Source organism: Rathayibacter sp. VKM Ac-2879, from assembly GCF_015351245.1.
GTDB lineage: Bacteria > Actinomycetota > Actinomycetes > Actinomycetales > Microbacteriaceae > Rathayibacter.
Genome location: NZ_JADKSO010000006.1, coordinates 20,490 through 39,251, shown reverse-complemented (window position 1 = coordinate 39,251; position 18,762 = coordinate 20,490). Strand labels below are relative to the sequence as shown.

The following is an 18,762-nucleotide window of genomic DNA, read 5'->3' as shown; positions in this document are numbered from 1 at the left end:
GAGTGCGTCGACGGGTCGGCTACGGGGCGACGCGCCCATTCGCCGTGAAGGCGGCCGCCGTCAGCGGCATGAGCTCCTCGAAGTGGCGCTCCATCTGCTCGGCGGCCATCTCGATCTCGCGCTGCGGGAAGGACGGGAAGGTCGAGTCGGCGCGCTTGGTGCGCAGCGACAGGAAGTTCATCAGCGAGCGCGCGTTCAGGGTCACGTACATCGAGGAGTAGATGTTGAGCGGCAGCACGATGCGCGCGACCTCGCGGGCGACGCCCTCGCCGAGCATCCGCTGGTACGACTCGTACGCCTCGGTGCTGACGCGGCGGGTCTCGACGGCGACCAGCTCGGTCTGCTCGGGCGTGCCGGGGATGTAGTCGTAGGCACCGGGCTTGCCGATCTGCACGAGGTTGCGCTGGGGACCGGGCACGTAGAAGACGGGCCGCAGCTCGCGGTACCGACCCGACTCCTCGTTGTAGGAGGCGATACGGTGCCGCATGAACTCGCGGAACACGAAGATCGGCGCCTGCACGTAGAAGGTCATCGAGTTGTGCTCGAAGGGCGAGCCGTGGCGATCGCGCATCAGGTAGTTGATGAGCCCCCGGTCGCGTTTGCGCTGCAGTTCGGCGTCTGACTCCTCGCCGTTGAGGGCCTCGACGAGCGTCTTCTCGCCCTGCGTCGAGACGCGGGCGGCGAACAGCACGTCGGAGTCGTGGGCGCTCGCCCGGACCAGCTCGACGACCACGTCGGAGCGGAAGGTGATCTGGGTGTCGGGGGCGCTCTGCTCGGTCACGGCTTCGACCCTAGAGCACGGTCGGAGCCTCGCGGACGTCGCGGGGAGTCATGAACGGGCGGCTCACGCGGGACTCGCCTAGCCTTCCCGGCATGGATCCGCTTCTGATCGTCGGCGCGCTGCTCGCCCTCGTCGCGCTCGGGACCCTCCTCGGCCTGCTCCATCGCCGCGCGGCCGGGCGCGTCGCCCCGCGCCCCTCGAACGACTCCGCACGCATCGACCCCGCCGAGCTCGTGGACGGCGCGACCCTGGGCGCCGACGCCACCGTCCTCCAGTTCTCGACGGCGTTCTGCACGCGCTGCCCGGCCGTCCACCGGATGCTCGCCGGTGTCGCGCAGGAGCGTCCCGGAGTCGTGCACCTCGACGTCGATCTCACCCACCGCCTCGACCTGGCCGAGCGGTTCCGCATCCGCCAGACCCCGACCCTCCTCGTCCTCGACGCCCGCGGCGTGCCCCGCAGCCGCATCGCAGGAGCCCCCGCCCGGGCCGTCCTCACCGAGGAGCTCGACCGACTCCAGGAGATCCGATGACCCTCCGCCCGCCTGCCGGAACCGTCGACCCTCGTGGGCCGCGCTTCGCCGCCTCCCTCACCGCCGTGCTGCTGCTCGCGAGCGTCGGTCTCGGGCTCCTCGGAGGAGGGAACAGCCTCGCCGCGCGCGTGCTCCAACCCGGCTTCCTCCTCCTGCTCGCGATCGCCCTGCTGTTCGCCTGGTCGGCGGTCCGCGGCATCGGCTCGGGGCCGTGGGCCGTGGTGTTCCGACGGGCGATCCGACCGCGGCTCGGCCCTCCCCGCGAGTGGGAAGACGCGCGTCCGCCGCGGTTCGCCCAGCTGATCGGCCTGATCGTCACGGGCGCGGGGGTCCTCCTGCATCTCGCGGGGGTCCCCGGGGCGGTCCCCGTCGCTGCGGCTCTCGCGTTCTTGGCCGCGTTCCTCAACGCCGCGTTCGGGCTGTGCCTGGGCTGCGAGCTCTACCTCGTGCTCGCGCGCGCCGGCCTCCTGGGGCGCGCGACCGGCTCCCGGGCCTGAGGCTCTAGGCTGGAGTCCGCTTCGCGGGCGGACCGCGACGGGCCTCGGGAGGCACCATGAGCGACTCAACCGCACGTCCCTCCGATCTCGACGGAGCCGACGCGAGCGGCGAGTCCCCGCGTCGCGCGGCCCGTGCCCTGGGCCAGCACGCGCTCCCCGACGAGAAGGCCGGGACCGCCGAGCAGTCTCCGCGCCTGCGGGTGCTGGTCGCGGGCGCGAGCGGGATGATCGGCTCCGAGCTGTGCCGCCAGCTCCGCTCCGACGGCCACGAGGTCCTCCGCCTGGTGCGCCACTCCCCCGGCAGCAAGGACGAGTTCCACTGGGCACCGACCTCGCACATGCTCGACTTCAGCGTGCTCGACCGCGTCGATGCCGTCGTGAATCTCTCGGGTGCCTCGATCAGCCGACTCCCGTGGACCTCCTCGTACAAGCGCGAGATCCTCGATTCGCGCGTGCAGGCCACGCAGACCCTCACCGATGCGATGCGCATGGCGTCCGCGCCGCCCTCGATCCTGGTCAACGCCTCCGCCGTGGGCTATTACGGCGACCGGCCGGGAGAAGAGCTCACCGAGGCCTCTCCTCGGGGCGAGGGCTTCCTCGCCGACGTCGTCGAGCGCTGGGAGCAGACGGCGCACCTCGCTCCGGAGGCGACTCGGGTCGTCACCGTCCGTACCGGCCTGGTCCTCGGCAACGGAGGCGCGCTCAAGCCGCTCCTGCCTCTCACGCGACTGGGCCTCAGCGGCCCGCTCGGCGGCGGCCGGCAGTCCTGGCCGTGGATCAGCCTGTACGACGAGGCGGCAGCGATCCGGCACCTGCTGACGTCGAGCATCGCCGGGCCGGTCAACCTCGCAGGCCCGCAGCCGGCGACCGCGAACGAGGTGATGCGCACGCTCGCGGAGCTGCTGCACCGCCCCTTCGCGCTGCCCGTGCCCGAGAAGGCGATCGAGCTCCTGCTGCGGGACGCCGGCCACGAACTGCTGCTCTCGAGCCAGCGGCTCGTGCCGCAGCGACTGATCGACGACGGATTCGTGTTCCGTCACCGCACGGTGGCAGAGGCCCTGCGGTGGGTCCTCGCCTGACCGCTCAGGCAGACCGTTCGAGCGCGATCGAACGACGGATCGCCGCGCGCGCCCGCTTGCGGTCGCCGCTGGCGTCGTAGGCGAGACCGAGCCGATACCAGGCACGCCAGCTCTCGGGGTGGGCGTCGACCTCGGAGGCGTATCGCGGGAACAGCGCGTCCGCCTCCTCGCGCAGGGGCCGGCCGCTCGCGCGCGCGTCGAGCACCTCCGTAGGCAACGCATCCTCCCCCTCGAGCCGGCGCGCCAGTCGCTCGGCACGGACACCGAAGAGCAACTCGCGAACGAGCCCCCAGACACCGACCGCACCGAGGATCAGCAGGCCCAGCCCCATCACGATCCCGGGGACGGTCCCCGCGGCGAAGGCGACGGCGGAGTATTGCAGGCAGACGAAGAGGTAGAGCGCGAGCAGGACCGCCATGAGCCCCACGCCCACCCTGGTCCTCATCGGGGACTCGTCGCGGCGGCGGCCTGGCCGGAGGGCTGGTCGTCGGCGATCGCGGGCTCCTCGACCGCACGGTCGGCGAGCGGAGCGGCGTCGAACGCAGCACGCAGGTCGAGGAGAGCGTCCAGCCCGACGACCACTCCGGTCGTGCCGCGGACGGCCTCGAGCGCGCGGAGGATCCCCTGCTCGTAGGAGGCCTGAGAGGAGGTGTCGTGGCGGATGGTGACCGTCTCGCCGGTGCCGCCGAAGACCACCTCCTGGCGCGCCTCCACCCCGGGCAGCCGGAGGCTGTGCACGGGGACGCTCGCGACCTGCTGACCGCGCGCACGCTGATCGGTGTGCGGCGCCTGCACCGGGCCGAGCTCGGCCCGGGAGCGCAGCAGCAGCTCGGCCGTGCGCACGGCGGTGCCGGAGGGCGAATCGACCTTGCGGGCGCCGTGCGTCTCGACGATCTCGATCGCATCGAAGAAGCGTGCGGCGACCGTCGCGAGAGCCGTCGCAACCACCGAGCCGAGTGAGAAGTTCGGGACGATCACGACTCCCGCCTCCGGCTGCGCCGCCACCGTGCGGCGCAGGGCCGCGATGCGGTCGCCCGTCCAGCCGGAGGTGCCGACGAGCACCTTCTTGCCATGCTCGACCGCGAAGTCGACGATCTGCTGGCTGACCGAGGGCACCGTCATGTCGACGACGACGTCGGCGGCGAGCAGCTCGCTCAGCTCGCTCCGGGAGCCGAGCCGGGCGACGAGCGCGAACTCCTCCGAGGCCTCGATGAGCGAGCAGGTGAAGGAGCCGAGTCGGCCGGACGCGCCGACCACGGCGACGGAGGTAGTCACCCGGTCAGCGTAACAACCCGCTGGCCCGCCCCCGCGTGGCGCGGGCGTGCCGGGGAGGCGTCCGCGAGGACGTGCAGGGCTGGCTCGTCCACGACCGACTCGGTCCGTGGAGGATCCCGGTCTCTCAGTACGGCTGCGCCTCGGGCAGCCCCGTGCGCAGTTCGACGGGGAGGTGTGAGAGGTCGTTGTGCACGACCAGCACGGGAGGCTTGCGCGAGCGCACGCGCAGGATGGTGAGTCCGCAGTTCGCCTGGTTGAGGCCGAGCCACCGCCACTCCGGCGCGTCGAAGACATGCCGGACGAACCAGCCGATCACGAAGTTGTGCGTGATCAGCAGGTCGTGCCGGTCGTCACGGGAGGGAGCGAGGAACTCGGCGACGGCATCCTGCATCTGCGCATGGCCCGCGTCGATCTCGGCGGGCGTGACGCTACCGAAGAACGGCTCGAACGCCCGCGGCATGTCGGGGGTCGGGCCCGAGGGGATGCAGTCGAACAGGAGCGAGGACGGCTCGATCGAGAGTCCTGGCAGGACGGTGCGGAATCGCGCGGCCGTCTCCTCCGCCCGGCGCAGGGGCGAGTGCCACGCTCCCGTGAAGGGCACTCCGCCGAGGCGCTCGGCGATCAGCCGAGCCTGCCGTTCGCCGCGCGCCGACAGCGGCCCGTCGGGCATGCCGTGCTCGGCGTCTTGCTGCTCGCCGTGACGAACGAGGTAGATGTAGTGGGACACGGGGTCCTCCCTGGTACGGCGCGACGGTGCGTGATCAGCGGTCGAACGGATCGGGTCGCCGCGGGACGCGGCGGGGATCAGATCGCGGGAGCGCTGTGCGCCTCGGTCACCGCCGCGAAGGTCGACTCGTCGACCGCCCCGACGGCCGAGATCGATGCCGGCCCCCCGATCAATTCTGCCGCGAGAGTCTGGACGTCCTCCGTCGTCACGAGCGCGAGTCGTCGGAGGCTCTCGTCGAGGTCGACGAACTCGCCGAAGGTCAGCTCGGCGCGGCCGAGTCGAGACATGCGTGTGTCCGAATCCTCGAGCGCCAGGGCCGCCGCTCCGGAGAGCTGGCCCTGTGCCCTGGCGAGCTCCTCCGCGCTCACGCCGTCCTCAGCGAGCCGGCGGAACTCGGCGAGCAGCAGCTCGGCGACGGTGCCCGCCTTCGCCGGCGTGCATGCCGCAGAGAGGCCGAAGATGCCGGCATCGGAGTAGGAGGGAGCGAAGGAGTAGACGGAGTAGGCGAGGCCGCGCTTCTCGCGCACCTCCTGGAAGAGACGCGAGGACATGCCGCCTCCCAGGATCGAATTGAGCACACCCATCGTGAGCCGTCGCTCGTCGCCGGCCGCGATGCCCGGGAAGCCGATCAAGAGGTTGGCCTGCTCGGTTGGCCGCTGCACGAGCGAGAGGGCGGAACCGCGCTCGAAGACGGCGACGCCTCCGACCCGCCGCGCGACCGGGGACGCGGAGGTGTCGAGATCGCAGCCCCCGGAGGAGAGGACGCGCTCGAGCAGCGCGACGAGCGCGTCGTGGTCGACCGCTCCCGCGACCGTCACGACCAGATCGCGCGGACGGTAGGCGGCGCAGTAGTGCGCCCACACGGCCTCTCGTGTCGCCTCGGCGATGGTCGCCGCGGTGCCGCCGATCGGGCGTCCCAGGGGGTGCTCGCCCAGGACGGCCTCGAACAACCGCTCGCTCGCGACGTCCGCCGGATCGTCGTCGGCCATCGCGAGCTCCTCGAGGATGACTCCGCGCTCGGTCTCGAACTCGTCCGTCTCGAGGAGGCTCGAGGTCACCATGTCGGCGATGACCTCTATGGCCATCGGAAGGTCGCGGTCCTGCACCTTGGCGTAGTAGCAGGTGTACTCCTTGGCGGTCAGCGCGTTGTGCTCGCCGCCGACCGAGTCGAAGGCGACGGCGATGTCGAGCGCCGAGCGCGTACGCGTGCCCTTGAAGAGGAGGTGTTCGAGGAAGTGCGTGGACCCGAAGTTGGAGGGTTCGGACGGGCGCCCCTCGGCGGCAGGACGGCCGGGCCGCTCGTCGCGCGAGCCGGCGGCCACCCAGAAGCCGATCGTCGCGCTTCGCGCACCCGGCACCGCCTCACTGAGGATGCGGACGCCGCTGGAGAGGATGGAGCGCCGCACGAGGGATCCTCCTGCGGCTCGAACCGTCGTCTCGGGCCGGTCGAGAGGCAGGGGCACACCGTTGTTCACCGTGCCCACACTAGGGCACGCCTCGCGCTCGACCCTGAGGAGGCGCGTCAGCGGCGAGCCCGCTCCAGCGCGGCGAGGTGCCCCTCGTCCAGGTAGAGCGAGACGCCTCGCATCATCGCGTCGACGTCGGAGGCGGAGCGCGGGTCGACGGTGGCCGCGGCGATCCCCGGACGCGCGAGCAGCCACGCGAGGGCGACCGCGGCGGGAGCGGCGGAGAGCTCGGCGCCGATCGCGTCGAGCGCGGCGAGCATCCGCCGGCCCCGTCGACCGAGGTGGGCGGAGGCGAGGGCGCCCTCGGGCAGGCGCGCCAGCTCACGACGCGACCGGGCAGCGCCGTGGAGGAAGCCGTGCGCGAGCGGGACGGTCGAGAGCAGCGAGAGCCCCTGGGCCGCGGCGACGAGGCCGACGTCTCCCTCCGCCTCCTCGCGCTCGAGCACGTTGTAGCGGACCTCGACGGCGGCGAAGCGCGGGAGGCCGTGGGCGGCGAGCACGCGTGCCTCGAAGAGCTCCTCGGCCGCGAAGCCGGAGGCGACCACGGCGCGCACGAGCCCGCGCGAGAGCAGGACGTCGACAGCCGTGAGCAGCTCGTCGAGCCGACCCGCGCCATCGGGACGTACCGCGAGAACGTCGAGGCGGTCGGTGCGCAGTCGCCGCAACGCGCCTTCGACAGAGGCGACGAGGGCGCGCGGGCTCGGCGCGGCGGCGACGGAGGCGCCGAAACGCCCGACGAGTAGGAACCGGTCGCGGTGGCCGCCGACCCAGCGCCCCACCTCCTCCTCGCCCGCCTCGGAGCCCGCGGTGTCGGTGACGAGCACGCCATTGCCGCCCCACGCGCTGAAGCGCTCGAGCAGCCCGGGGCCCCCGTGCTCCGCGCGACGACCCGCGACGGCGGCATCGAGAACGAGCGGGAAGAGAGCGGCTCCGGTGTCTCCGAGCGAGCGTCGCAGCGTCGCGATCGCCGTGACGGCGGAGGCGTCGACGGGAGGGATGGTTCCGAGCCGTCTGTCGTCCTTCACCGCGCCGTGGCGGGCGGTGCCCTCGGTCGCGCCGGACCTGACCCTCGTCACGCCACCCCACTTCCTCGGCGGCCAGGGCGCCCGCCTCCAGCGAGGGTAACCGAGGCCCGAGGTCGCCACTCGGAGGGGACGGAGACGGTTAACCGGATCGTTACACACCCCGACGGCGGAGAACCGCGCGCGGCGTCATGTCGGTGGTCGGCGCTAGATTCGGCGGCATGGAACCGGACGCCGCAAGCCCTTCGACCCCGTGGTGGACCAGCGCGGTCGTCTATCAGATCTACCCTCGCTCCTTCGCCGACTCGAACGGCGACGGCATTGGCGACCTCGGCGGCATCCGCTCGAAGCTCGACCACCTCGCCGACCTCGGGGTCGACGTGATCTGGCTCTCCCCGCTCTACCCCTCGCCGCAACACGACAACGGCTACGACATCTCCGACTACGACGACATCGATCCGCGCTTCGGCACGCTCGCCGAGTTCGAGCTCTTCGTGGCCGAGGCCCACGAGCGTGGCATCCGGATCCTCATGGACCTCGTGGTCAACCACACGAGCGACGAGCACGCGTGGTTCGTGCAGTCCCGCTCCTCGCAGGAGGACGCGAAACGCGACTGGTACTGGTGGCGACGCGGCCGTGCGTCGGCAGAGCCCGGGCGCGAGCTCGAGGCCGCGGCCTCGGCCGGCATCGACGGGACGGAGCCCAACGGCTGGCGTTCCTACTTCTCGGGCCCCGCGTGGACGCTCGATCCCGCGACCGACGAGTACTTCCTCCACCTGTTCGCGGTCCAGCAACCCGACCTCAACTGGGAGAACCCGGAGGTCCGCCATGCCGTGCACGCGATGATGAACCGCTGGCTCGACCGCGGCGTCGATGGCTTCCGGATGGACGTCATCAACCTCATCTCGAAGAACCTCGACGAGATCGACGGAGCGGGAGGCGGCGCGGGCATCGTCGAGGGTGTCGGCCCGCGCCTGCACGAGTTCCTCCGCGAGATGAACGAGGCCGTGTTCGCGGGCCGGGAGGGCTCGTTCCTGACGGTCGGCGAGATGCCGGGCGTCACACTCGAGGAGGCGATTCTCGTCACCGATCCCGAGCGTCACGAGCTCGACATGGTCTTCCAGTTCGAGCACGTGGCCCTCGACCACGGCGTCGACAAGTTCCATCCGGTTCCACTCGATCTCGTCGCCCTCAAGGCGAACCTCGCCCGCTGGCAGGACGGCCTGGCCGAGCGGGGCTGGAACAGCCTCTACCTCGGCAATCATGACCAGCCGCGCCTCGTCTCCCGCTTCGGCGACGACGGCGCGTGGCGCTACGAGTCGGCGACGCTGTGGGCGACCCTTCTGCACCTCCAGCGCGGCACGCCATACATCTATCAGGGCGACGAGATCGGCATGACCAATGTGCCTTTCGCCGGGATCGACGACTTCCGCGACGTCGAATCGCTCAACTACTACGCCGAGGCGGTGGGCGAGCGGGGCGAGGATCCCGAGGTCGTGCTCGCCGGTCTGCGTGCGCAGAGCCGCGACAATGCACGCACCCCCGTGCAATGGGACGACGGCCCGGAGGCCGGCTTCACGACCGGCGAGCCGTGGATCGCGGTGACCCCCAACGCCTCCGTCGTCAACGTGGCCGCCGACCGCGCGGCGGAGCGCTCGGTCTTCGAGTACTACCGGGCCCTCATCGCCCTGCGGCACGACGACAAGACGGTGCAGCTGGGCCGCTTCGCCCTGCTCGAACCGGAGCACACCACCCTCTTCGCCTTCACACGCACGGGCGCCGACGAGCTGCTCGTCGTGGGCAACGTCTCAGGCGATCCGCTCGAGGTGGCGCTGCTCGATGACTGGGCCGGAGCCGAGACCGTGCTCGGCAACGTCCCCGGGGCCTCGGGGAGCAGCCTCGGGCCGTGGGAGGCGCGCGTCCTGCGCCGGTGACGAGGGCGGCCGAGCCCGCGGCGCCGCTCAGGCCGAGGCGCGGTCGAGCTGGGCGATCTCGCTGCGGGTGAGCGGCAGCGCGCCTGCCGCGAACAGGGTCTCGAGCTCGGCGGCGTCGCGGGCGCGCACGATCGCGGCCGACACCTCCTGATGCGAGAGCACCCACGCGAGGGCGACGACTCCCGGCTCGGTGCCGTGTGCCTGCGCGATCTCGTCGAGCGCCGCCAACACGCGGTTACCGTGGCGACCGACGTAGTCCAGGCCCGCCTCGAACAGGACCGACGCGGGCTCGTCCGAGCGGTGCCTCATGCTGCCCGTCAGATAGCCGCTCGCAAGAGGCAGACGCGCGAGGGTCCCGAGGCCCTGGCGCACCACCTCCGGGGCCACCTCCGCCTCATAGTCCTTACGCTCCATCAGGTTGTACTCGGCGACCACGGCCGAGAAGCCGGGCAGCCCGAGCGACAGGGCAGCCTCCTGCGCCTCGACGAGCGCCGCGGCGCTGAAGTGTGCCGCGCCGAGTGCGCGGACCGAGCCGTCGGCGACGAAAGGGGCCGCTGCGGCCAGGCTCTCGGCGATCGGGATCTCGGGATCTTCGCTGTCGAAGGAAAGCAGATCGATTCGGGTGCCGAGACGTTCGAGGCTGCCCTCGATGGCGACGCGCACATCCTCGGGGGCGAGGCCGAAGGCGTCGGGGTGGCGGCCGACCTTCGTCGCCAGCAGCATCTCCTCACGACGCCCGCTGGCCTCGAACCAGCGGCCGATCATGTACTCGCTGCGACCGGTCGCGTAGTGGTCGGCCGTCGAGATCAGAGTGCCGCCGAGGCGCGTGAACGCGTCGAGCAGCTCCGTGGTGTCGTCGATGCCCGCGGCCCAGCCGAAGACCGAGCCGTCGAGGGCGAGCGGGTGCACGGGAACTCCCGTGCAGCCGAGCAGCCGTGCCGCGGGGGCGAGGACGGGCTCGGGGTGCGTCTCCGGCTCGAGGGCCAGGGGCGTCGGGTCGGTCACGGAATCCTCCGGTCGGGGCGGTGCGGCGGCACGGTCTCGCCACCGTACCCCATCGTCGCGCCGAGACGCGTCCTTCGGGAGACGACGGACGCCCGCCCCACCGGAGGCGGGACGGGCGTCAGGGTCGTGCGGGAGGGATCAGCTCTCGGCAGGCACCTCGACGAGAGCCTCGGCGGCCTCCTCGGCCACGACGGGCGCGAGGGACAGCTTGCCGCGGTCGTCGATCTTGGTGATCTGCACGAGGAGCTTCTGGCCGACCCCGAGGACGTCCTCGACGTTCTCGACGCGCTTGCCACCGGCGAGCTTGCGGACCTCGCTGATGTGCAGCAGTCCGTCCTTACCGGGCAGGAGCGAGACGAACGCGCCGAAGGTCGCGAGCTTGACGACGGTCCCGAGGAACTGCTCGCCGACCTCGGGGTTGGTCGGGTTCGCGATGGCGTTGACCTGGGCGCGAGCAGCCTCGGCCGACGGTCCGTCGACGGCGCCGATGTAGACGGTGCCGTCCTCCTCGATGGAGATGTCGGCGCCGGTCTCGTCCTGCATCGCGTTGATCGTCTTGCCCTTGGGGCCGATCAGCTCGCCGATCTTGTCGACGGGGATCTGCACCGAGATCACGCGGGGAGCGGTCGGGGCCATCTCGTCGGGCTGGTCGATGGCCGCCGTGAGCACCGCGAGGATCGTGGTGCGGGCGTCCTTGGCCTGCTTGAGCGCGGCATCGAGGACGGACGACGGGATGCCGTCGAGCTTCGTGTCGAGCTGGATGGCCGTGACGAACTCGGAGGTGCCGGCGACCTTGAAGTCCATGTCGCCGAGCGCGTCCTCCGCGCCCAGGATGTCGGTCAGCGCCGCATAGCGGGTCTGACCGTCGACGACGTCGGACACGAGACCCATCGCGATGCCCGCGACAGGCGCGCGCAGTGGCACTCCGGCGTTGAGGAGCGACAGGGTCGACGCGCAGACCGAGCCCATCGACGTCGAGCCGTTCGAGCTCAGAGCCTCGGAGACCTGGCGGATGGCGTAGGGGAACTCCTCGCGGCTCGGCAGCACCGGCACGAGGGCGCGCTCGGCGAGGAAGCCGTGCCCGATCTCGCGACGCTTCGGCGAGCCGACACGGCCGGTCTCACCGGTCGAGTAGGGCGGGAAGTTGTAGTGGTGCAGGTAGCGCTTTTTCGTGACGGGCGACAACGAGTCGATCTGCTGCTCCATCTTGAGCATGTTCAGCGTGGTGACGCCCAGGATCTGGGTCTCGCCGCGCTGGAAGATCGCCGAGCCGTGAACGCGCGGGATGACCTGCACCTCGGCGTCGAGCGGACGGATGTCGGCCAGGCCGCGGCCGTCGATGCGGACGCCGTCGCGGAGGATGCGGCCGCGGACGACCACCTTCGTGACGGACTTGTATGCCGCTCCGACCTGGTTGTAGGCCTCGGCCGAGAGCTGACCGGACGCGATGCGCTCGGCGATCTGCTCCTTGACCTTCGCCTTGAGGGCGTCGTCGGCATCCTGTCGCTCGACCTTGTCGGCGATCTGGTAGACGCGGACGAGCTCGTCGTAGCTGAGCTCAGCGACGTTGTCGTAGGTCTCCTGCGCGTAGGGCAGGAAGACCGGGTAGTCCTTGACCGGCTTCGCGGTGGAGGACGCGAGCTTCGCCTGCGCCTCGACGAGAGCACGGAGGAAAGGCTTCGCGGCCTCGAGGCCCTCGGCGACGACGTCCTCGTTGGGCTTGGTCGCACCCGCCTTGATGAGGTTCCAGGAGGACTCGGTGGCCTCGGCCTCGACCATCATGATGGCGACGTCGGAGGAGCCGTCCTCGTTCGTGACGACGCGGCCCGCGACCGTGAGGTCGAAGACGGCGTTCTCGAGCTGCGAGGCCTTGGGGAAGGCGACCCACTGGTCGTTGCCCGAGCCGTCGGACAGGAGCGCGAGGCGCACGCCGGCGATCGGACCGGAGAAGGGCAGGCCAGAGATCTGGGTGGAGGCGCTCGCGGCGTTGATCGCGAGGGCGTCGTAGAACTCGTCCGGCGCGATGCTGAGGACCGTGATGACGATCTGGACCTCGTTGCGCAGGCCCTCGACGAACGAGGGGCGCAGCGGCCGGTCGATCAGACGGCAGACGAGGATCGCCTCGGTGGAGGGACGGCCCTCACGGCGGAAGAACGAGCCGGGGATCTTGCCTGCCGCGTACGAGCGCTCCTCGACGTCGACGGTCAGCGGGAAGAAGTCGAAGTTGTCCTTCGGGTTCTTCGACGCCGACGTGGCCGAGAGGAGCATGGTGTCCTCGTCGAGGTACGCGGCGACGGCTCCCTGAGCCTGCTGCGCGAGGCGGCCGGTCTCGAAGCGGACGGTGCGGGTGCCGTACGAACCGTTGTCGAGAACGGCTTCGGCGAATGTGATTTCAGGACCTTCCAAGAGGTCTGTCTCCTTTAACGTCTGCAGCGGCACCCCTTCTGGGCACCGGCGTTCGTCGGAGCAGCTGTCCGGTCAGGAACCGAGACGATCCCACGGCAGGGCTTCGCGCCGTGCCGTCGTGTGGAGGGCGTTCGTGCTGGCCACCAGTAGAAGGGCTCCGGGTCTGCCTCCGATGCGACGCCGCCGCACCCGTGATCCGGGACTCCACCACCGAGGACCAGCTTCCTGCCAGCCTGCTCCGTGGTTCGAACCCGGGGGCGACCGGCGGTCGCTTTCGAGTTCGGAACCGGCTCATGCTATCAGTCCGGGTGTGGATCCTCCAGGACGGGCAGCCGCCGAGGACGGGCCCTGCCGGACCGCGCGACCGAACGTCGCCGGCTCACCCCCGCGTCTCGTGCATCAGCAGCGTGACGCGCAGGCCGCCCTTCGTGGTGGCGATGCGGGCCGGGATGCGCGCCGGTTTGCCGGCCTCGGCCAGGCGCGCGAGTGCGGCATCGACGACGTTCTCGAGCCCGCGGGGCACGAAGCCCACGACGTCGGAGGGCCGCTGGTTCGCGAAGAGCCGGACGGGCATCGGCGCGTCGACACGCTCCTCCTCGAGCGTGCGGCGCGGGACGACCGCGCTGACGTCCTCGCCGGCGAGTGCGAGGACGCGTGCGAGCTCCTCCTGGCGCGGAAGCGAGTCGGCGAGGCCGAGCAGCGTGTCGCCTCGGCGCGCCCGGGGCCGCAGCTCGTAGTCGTAGTCATCGAGAGCGCCCGAGCCGCGATCGTTGCGCGGCAGGGGGTTCACGTCGTGGCGTCCGAACGGGAAGAGCCTCATCCGTCCATTGTGGGGCGGAGGGACCGATCCGCGCGTCGATCAGACCGAACGGAGCATCCGTGCGATGGCCGCCAGCACGAGCGCCAGCACCACGGCGACGAAGCCGAGGAGGACCGGCACGGCCGGCACGAGCGCGAGCGCCGCCCCAATCGCCAAGACCGGCACGGCCAGGCCGAGGTAGGCGGCCAGAAACATCGCCGCGAGCACTTCGCCGCGGGTCTCCTCCGTGGCGAGTGCCCCCGCGACTCCGAGGGCGAGGCGGAAGAGCAGCCCGACGCCCGCCCCGGCGAGCACTCCTCCGACGATGAAGGCAGGCGACGAGACGACCAGAGCACCGAGGGCCACCAGCACCAGGCCGACCGTGAGCGCCAGGGCGGCCCAGCGCAGCGCCTGCACGGTGGCGAGCCGCGCCGAGACGAGCTGAGCCACGGCTCCGGCCGCGAAGACGCCGAACGAGACGGCGCCGGCGACCAGAGGGGAGGTCTCGCCGAAGCGGCCCGCGAGGAAGGTGGGTGCGAGCGAAGTGAACAGGCCGAAGACGGCGAACCCGGAGAAGGCCGCCACGGCGGCCGACAGGAACACCCCGCGGGAGGCGGCGGGCACGGCGAGGCGCTGTAGGCGGTAGACGGGCAGGATCTCGCGGCGTTCGACGGTCTCGGGGACGAGGGCGACGCCGAACCCGAGCACGACCAGCAGCACGAGGAACACCGCGTCGGGGACGACCAGCGGCTCGCGCACGGACACGGCGAGGATTCCGCCGACAAGCGGACCGAGGGCGAGTCCTCCCATGTTGACGAGCGCGGACACGGCGCGGGCCGTGCCCGGCCCCTCGTGTGGGTGGGCGGTCGCCCTCAGCTCAGAAAGGTGGGCTGTGGCGGTCGCCGTGAGCGCTCCGACGCCGAGACCCGTGAGCAGGCGCGCGACGATCAGCCCGGGAACCTCGGGCCAGAGGAGGAACACCACCGCGGCCACCACCTCGGTCACGATCGACGCGAGCAGGATGCGGCGGCGGCCGAGCCAGTCGCTGACGTGGCCAGCGAGGAAGAGGCTCGCGACGACTCCGACCGCATAGGCGGCGAACACCACGGTCACGATGACGGCGGGAAAGCCGTCGCGCTGCTGATAGATCGCGTAGAGCGGGGTCGGGACGGTCGAGAACGCCATGACGGCGAGGAACGCGACGGCGATGATCCAGAAGCCATGACGGTGCGAGAACTCATGGCGGCGGGCGGCGGGGAGGAGGCGGTCGGCGAGGGTCACGACATCAGGGTGCTCCGCCCGTTCATCCCTGTCCAACGGAAGATCTCGGAGGAATTGATCGTCTTGGATGGATAATCAACACATGGACGACCGTCAGCTGGCCGCCTTCGTCGCGGTGGCCGAGGAACTCAGCTTCACTCGCGCCGCGACACGCCTGTTCGTGGTGCAGTCGACCCTCTCGGCGACCATCCGCGCCCTCGAGCAGGAACTCGGCTCACCGCTGTTCGCCCGCTCGACCCGCCGCGTCGCCCTCACCACCGTCGGCGAGGCCCTGCTCCCCTCCGCACGCTCGGCGATCGACAGCCTCGACCGGATGCGCTCGCTCGCGGCCGAGGACGCCGCCGGCTTGCGCGGTCGCGTGCGGGTGGGCACCTTCTCGGCCCTCGATCTCGTCGATCTGCCCGGCGCCCTCGGGCTCTTCCGAACCCGTCATCCGCTGGTCGACCTGCTCCTGCGTACGTCGACCACGGGCTCCACCGGTCTCGCGGAAGACCTGCGCCGGGGGCTGCTCGACGTCGCCTTGCTGGCCCTGCCTGCGACGCACCTGCGCGAGCTGGCCGTGACCCGCCTCGTGCGCAGCGACTTCGTCCTCCTCGTCGAGAGCGGGCACCCGCTCGCCGCGCACGCGGCGCCGACGCCGCACGACCTCGACGGGCTGACGTTCGTCGACACACCCGCCGGCTTCGGCAACCGGCTCAGTGTCGATCTCGCGTTCCGCGCGGCCGGGGCCAGGAGGCGCGTCGCCACCGAAGTCGCCGATCTCCCCGGCATCCCCCGCTTCGTGCAGTCCGGTCTCGGCCCGGCGATCGTGCCGCGGGCGGGCGTCGAGGCGCTGGAGGGAGTAACCGCGATCGGGCTCGACTGGCCCGGGCTGGAGTGGGAGCTCTCCGTCTGCACGGCCCCACGCCCCTCCGCGGCCGTGCAGGCCCTCACGGCGCTACTCGTGGAACGCTCGGGCTAGGGCCCAGCAGTCGATCCGTCCAGCGGTTGGCCGCCCGGGCCGCCCGGGACTAGCCTCCGAGCGGGAGGTGGCAGCGATGGGCAGGCGTGGCGTGGCGCTCCTCCTCGCCGCCGTCGCGCTCGCGAGCGTGACCGCCTCCGGGGTCGCCGTCGCCGCGGTGGCCGTCCACGAGGCGCCCGCCGCCTCCGACGGCCCCGAGCCGGTCGCGCCCCGGAACTGCGACGAGTCCCGCGAGCTGCTTGCCGCCTCCTCGGCCCTTGACGGCGGAGCCGGGGTGCCCGCCGGGCACCTGATCGCCTGCATCGACGACGACCACCGTCGACTGACGATCCACAACCGCACGCCGATCGTCTGGAGCCTCGGCGACGCCTCGGTCCGCGGCGTCACCAACGGCACGGACGGCGTGACGGGACTGCTCGCCCTGCACGCCTCGCAGTCGTCGTCGGGGTTGCTCCTCGCCCCGGGCTCGTCGGCCTCGGTGTCGGCCGGCGACGGGACGATTCGCCCCCGGCCGGACGCGGCGGCCACGCGCATCCTGCTCGCCCTCACGGCGATCGTGTCGGCGCAAGACGAACTGCTGGGCCCGGACGTCGGCCCCGACCGTGTGTTCCGCGCGGCCGCCCTGACCTGCGCGGTCGCCGTGGCCGAATCGGGGAGCGGGTGGGACGTGACGTCCCCCAGAGCGCTCACCGCCGGCGCCGCGGATCCGGTGTGCGGCCGGGACTGGGCGCAGGCGGTACGCAGCGCGGCCGCCTGGCGTATCGCTTTGCCGACGCTGACCGAGGCGCTGGAGGAACCGAGCCGCGCCGGGGTGAACACCTCCCGCGAGGCTGCGGCCGCAGCCTGGTTCGAGTCGTCGCGGGGCTTCTCGTGGGGAGGCGTCGAGCGCCCGGCACCCCTGCCGTGAACGACCGCGGCGCTCCGAGAACGCACGAACGGGCCGTCCTCCCGAAGGAGAACGGCCCGTTCTGCACGATGTTCGCGGTGTCATCGAGACCCCGCGCCGGTTCGGTGAGGAACTAGCGGCGGAGACCGAGACGCTCGATCAACGCGCGGTAGCGGCTGATGTCCACATCCGCGAGGTAACCGAGGAGCCGGCGACGCTGGCCCACGAGCAGGAGCAGACCACGACGCGAGTGGTGGTCGTGCTTGTGCTCCTTGAGGTGCTCGGTGAGGTCCTTGATCCGACGGGTCAGGACAGCTACCTGGACCTCGGGGGATCCGGTGTCACCGGGGTGGGTCGCGTACTCTTCGATGATCGCCTTCTTGACATCTGCTTCGAGTGCCATAGATGGATCCCCTCTCTCTCGTTGCGCGGTGCCCGGCGCCTGATGCGTGGGCTCTCTTGATCCGCGGCCGTTGAACGGCAACCGGACGAGCTTACCAGAGTGCAGGGCGACTGGTGCAGGGCGACTCAGGAGCCGACGGCGCGGTTCCAGAGCTCGACGAGCCACGGCGAGACCAGCAGCTCCCAGTAGACGAGGACGAGCAGGTTCACGACGACACCGATCCACCCCGCGACGGGAATCCGGCCCGAGCGGCGACGAGCGCGGATCGAACCGGCGCCGAGAAGGACGCCGGCGAGGAGGAGCGCATGCACGATCGCCGTATACACGACGGCGAGGATCAGGTCGCTGACCGCTTGCTGGCCCGGATAGGCGCCAAGCGAGATGATCGCGTACCAGGCGAAGAACGAGATCGGTATGACGATCAGGCCGAGGAGGATCGAGGAGAGTGCGGCGCCGTGACGGCGCCCCAGCGAACCGGCCGTCGTCGTCGCCACGGTGCTGCGGCCCGCGCGGCGCGAGCCTCCGGCGCCCGCGGCCCGTCGGGCTCCGGCCTCGGCGGAGAGGCGGATGGAGCGCCGAGACGGTGCGGCGCCGGCTGCTCGTGGTGCGGAGGAACCCTGGCGCGGGGGCGCGCCGTCGGGTGACGTGCTCATGCCTCATACCCTAGGGGGTCCCTCCCGTGAGCCTCCGAGGAGGGGCTCGTTCGCGCCCGCGCGCGGCGAGCGCCTCGCGGATTCTGCGACTACGACGCTCCACCCGGTGGCGCGAACGCCGCGGGTCGTCACTCCCCCGCGTAGGCGTCCGCGCCGCTGCCCTCGGTCAGGGTGTCGTCGGACACCTCGCCGCTGTCGTCGTCTCGACCCTCGACTCGGACGGGTCGATAGACGTGGAAGCCCTCGTCGTCGGGTTCCAACTCCCAGACGACCTCGACCTCCTCGCCGTCGATGTCGGCGACACGGGTGACGGTGCGCTGCGGGGATCCGTCGACGAGGTCGAGACGGATGCTCTCCTGCTCCTCCCCGCTGTCGAGGATGGCCGTGTAGCTCGTGTCGGTGTCCATGCCTCGACGCTAGGCACGCGGGGAGGAGCCCCGCCACCCCTTGCGGTCGCCCGTGGCGCGCGTAGCGTCGGCCCCATGACCGATACCGACATCACCCCCGCCGACCCGAACGACGTCGCCCAGATCGCCGAGCTCGTGAAGAGCGCGAAGATCGGACTGCTGACGACCGTCACGGCGACCGGGCAGCTCGTGAGCCGGCCGCTCGCCGCTCAGGACACCGACTTCGACGGCGTGCTCTGGTTCTTCACTCAGGACCCGTCGGCGAAAGTCGACGACATCCGTGCGAACCCGAGCGTCAACGTGGCGTTCGAGTCGAAGAAGGGCTACCTGTCGGTCGCGGGCTCGGCGACCGTCGTGCACGACTCCGCAAAGGTCGACGAGCTGTGGTCGCCGTCGCTCTCTGGCTGGTTCCCCGACGGCAAGGACGACCCGACCGTCGCGCTGATCCGCGTCGAGGCCGAGACCGTCGAGCTCTGGGCGAGCGACGAGCCTCGCCCGGTCGTCCTCTTCACGGTGCTGAAGGCGGCCCTCACCGGCGGCCGCCCCGACGTAGGCGACAACCGCACCGTCTCCTTCGAGTGACGCCCCCTGCCCCGTCCCCCGCGAGATGCCACTTATGAGCCTCCGACGCGGCGTGTCGTGCTCATAAG

Annotated in this window: 20 protein-coding genes; 7 read left to right on the top strand and 13 right to left on the bottom strand. The window is 71.4% G+C overall.

Features of this window, described 5'->3' with window-relative positions; genetic code table 11:
- Positions 1–19: 19 nt before the first annotated feature.
- On the bottom strand, positions 20–781 hold the full coding sequence (gene thyX / locus ITJ45_RS13630; RefSeq protein ID WP_194610945.1) for an FAD-dependent thymidylate synthase: 762 nt from the start codon (positions 779–781) through the stop codon (positions 20–22).
- Positions 782–873: 92 nt separating this feature from the next.
- Between thyX and ITJ45_RS13625 the strand changes: the two genes are divergently transcribed.
- From ITJ45_RS13625 to ITJ45_RS13615, 3 genes are read left to right on the top strand one after another with little or no spacing between them, the layout of a single operon-like run.
- Positions 874–1,311 carry a thioredoxin family protein gene (locus ITJ45_RS13625; RefSeq protein ID WP_194610947.1) on the top strand — a complete coding sequence of 146 codons (438 nt, stop codon included), beginning with the start codon at positions 874–876 and terminating at the stop codon, positions 1,309–1,311.
- Positions 1,308–1,808, top strand: a complete 501-nt coding sequence (locus tag ITJ45_RS13620) for a DUF4395 domain-containing protein (RefSeq protein ID WP_194610949.1) — start codon at positions 1,308–1,310, stop codon at positions 1,806–1,808. Before ITJ45_RS13625 ends, ITJ45_RS13620 begins: the two co-directional genes overlap by 4 nt.
- A gap of 56 nt (positions 1,809–1,864) precedes the next feature.
- On the top strand, positions 1,865–2,887 hold the full coding sequence (locus tag ITJ45_RS13615; RefSeq protein ID WP_194610951.1) for a TIGR01777 family oxidoreductase: 1,023 nt from the start codon (positions 1,865–1,867) through the stop codon (positions 2,885–2,887).
- A 4-nt stretch (positions 2,888–2,891) separates the two neighbouring features.
- On the opposite strand, the gene ITJ45_RS13610 is transcribed toward ITJ45_RS13615, so the two are convergent.
- The 5 genes from ITJ45_RS13610 to ITJ45_RS13590 all read right to left on the bottom strand — a co-directional run bounded on the left by ITJ45_RS13610 (position 2,892) and on the right by ITJ45_RS13590 (position 7,431).
- Positions 2,892–3,332: a hypothetical protein gene (locus ITJ45_RS13610; RefSeq protein WP_194610953.1), complete on the bottom strand. Its 441-nt coding sequence runs from the start codon at positions 3,330–3,332 to the stop codon at positions 2,892–2,894.
- Positions 3,329–4,162, bottom strand: a complete 834-nt coding sequence (gene dapB, locus ITJ45_RS13605) for a 4-hydroxy-tetrahydrodipicolinate reductase (RefSeq protein ID WP_194610955.1) — start codon at positions 4,160–4,162, stop codon at positions 3,329–3,331. The genes ITJ45_RS13610 and dapB overlap by 4 nt, the downstream gene beginning before the upstream one ends.
- A 124-nt stretch (positions 4,163–4,286) precedes the next feature.
- Complete coding sequence (locus ITJ45_RS13600) at positions 4,287–4,889, bottom strand: histidine phosphatase family protein (RefSeq protein ID WP_194610957.1); 603 nt, start codon at positions 4,887–4,889, stop codon at positions 4,287–4,289.
- A 77-nt stretch (positions 4,890–4,966) separates the two neighbouring features.
- Positions 4,967–6,364 (bottom strand): M16 family metallopeptidase, encoded by a 1,398-nt coding sequence (locus ITJ45_RS13595; RefSeq protein ID WP_194610959.1) that lies wholly within the window; start codon positions 6,362–6,364, stop codon positions 4,967–4,969.
- A gap of 47 nt (positions 6,365–6,411) precedes the next feature.
- The gene (locus ITJ45_RS13590; RefSeq protein WP_194610961.1) at positions 6,412–7,431 is read right to left on the bottom strand and encodes an aldo/keto reductase; all 1,020 of its coding nucleotides are present in this window, start codon (positions 7,429–7,431) and stop codon (positions 6,412–6,414) included.
- Between the two features lie 167 nt (positions 7,432–7,598).
- Here ITJ45_RS13590 and ITJ45_RS13585 point away from each other — a divergent pair, with 167 nt between their 5' ends.
- The gene (locus ITJ45_RS13585) at positions 7,599–9,311 is read left to right on the top strand and encodes a glycoside hydrolase family 13 protein (RefSeq protein ID WP_194610963.1); all 1,713 of its coding nucleotides are present in this window, start codon (positions 7,599–7,601) and stop codon (positions 9,309–9,311) included.
- 27 nt (positions 9,312–9,338) lie between these two features.
- On the opposite strand, the gene ITJ45_RS13580 is transcribed toward ITJ45_RS13585, so the two are convergent.
- The 4 genes from ITJ45_RS13580 to ITJ45_RS13565 form a co-directional block, all read right to left on the bottom strand.
- Complete coding sequence (locus ITJ45_RS13580; RefSeq protein ID WP_194610965.1) at positions 9,339–10,316, bottom strand: aldo/keto reductase; 978 nt, start codon at positions 10,314–10,316, stop codon at positions 9,339–9,341.
- Positions 10,317–10,454: 138 nt separating this feature from the next.
- Positions 10,455–12,722 (bottom strand): polyribonucleotide nucleotidyltransferase, encoded by a 2,268-nt coding sequence (locus ITJ45_RS13575; RefSeq protein ID WP_194610967.1) that lies wholly within the window; start codon positions 12,720–12,722, stop codon positions 10,455–10,457.
- A gap of 379 nt (positions 12,723–13,101) precedes the next feature.
- Entirely contained in the window at positions 13,102–13,542 is a 441-nt protein-coding gene (locus ITJ45_RS13570; RefSeq protein ID WP_194610970.1) for a hypothetical protein, read from the bottom strand.
- 39 nt (positions 13,543–13,581) lie between these two features.
- Complete coding sequence (locus ITJ45_RS13565) at positions 13,582–14,802, bottom strand: MFS transporter (protein WP_323743058.1); 1,221 nt, start codon at positions 14,800–14,802, stop codon at positions 13,582–13,584.
- Positions 14,803–14,884: 82 nt separating this feature from the next.
- On the opposite strand from ITJ45_RS13565, the gene ITJ45_RS13560 reads away from it, so the two are divergent.
- Together ITJ45_RS13560 and ITJ45_RS13555 are read left to right on the top strand one after the other, a co-directional pair.
- A complete protein-coding gene (locus ITJ45_RS13560) occupies positions 14,885–15,763 on the top strand; it encodes a LysR family transcriptional regulator (RefSeq protein ID WP_194610972.1) in 879 nt (292 codons plus the stop codon).
- A gap of 76 nt (positions 15,764–15,839) precedes the next feature.
- The gene (locus tag ITJ45_RS13555; RefSeq protein WP_194610974.1) at positions 15,840–16,670 is read left to right on the top strand and encodes a hypothetical protein; all 831 of its coding nucleotides are present in this window, start codon (positions 15,840–15,842) and stop codon (positions 16,668–16,670) included.
- 112 nt (positions 16,671–16,782) lie between these two features.
- Here the strand turns inward: ITJ45_RS13555 and rpsO are convergent, their stop codons facing one another.
- The 3 genes from rpsO to ITJ45_RS13540 all read right to left on the bottom strand — a co-directional run bounded on the left by rpsO (position 16,783) and on the right by ITJ45_RS13540 (position 18,112).
- Positions 16,783–17,052 carry a 30S ribosomal protein S15 gene (gene rpsO / locus ITJ45_RS13550; protein ID WP_194610976.1) on the bottom strand — a complete coding sequence of 90 codons (270 nt, stop codon included), beginning with the start codon at positions 17,050–17,052 and terminating at the stop codon, positions 16,783–16,785.
- A 125-nt stretch (positions 17,053–17,177) separates the two neighbouring features.
- A complete protein-coding gene (locus ITJ45_RS13545; RefSeq protein WP_194610978.1) occupies positions 17,178–17,705 on the bottom strand; it encodes a hypothetical protein in 528 nt (175 codons plus the stop codon).
- Positions 17,706–17,833: 128 nt separating this feature from the next.
- Entirely contained in the window at positions 17,834–18,112 is a 279-nt protein-coding gene (locus ITJ45_RS13540; protein ID WP_194610980.1) for a hypothetical protein, read from the bottom strand.
- 75 nt (positions 18,113–18,187) lie between these two features.
- On the opposite strand from ITJ45_RS13540, the gene ITJ45_RS13535 reads away from it, so the two are divergent.
- Entirely contained in the window at positions 18,188–18,694 is a 507-nt protein-coding gene (locus ITJ45_RS13535) for a pyridoxamine 5'-phosphate oxidase family protein (RefSeq protein WP_194610983.1), read from the top strand.
- Positions 18,695–18,762 lie beyond the last annotated feature (68 nt).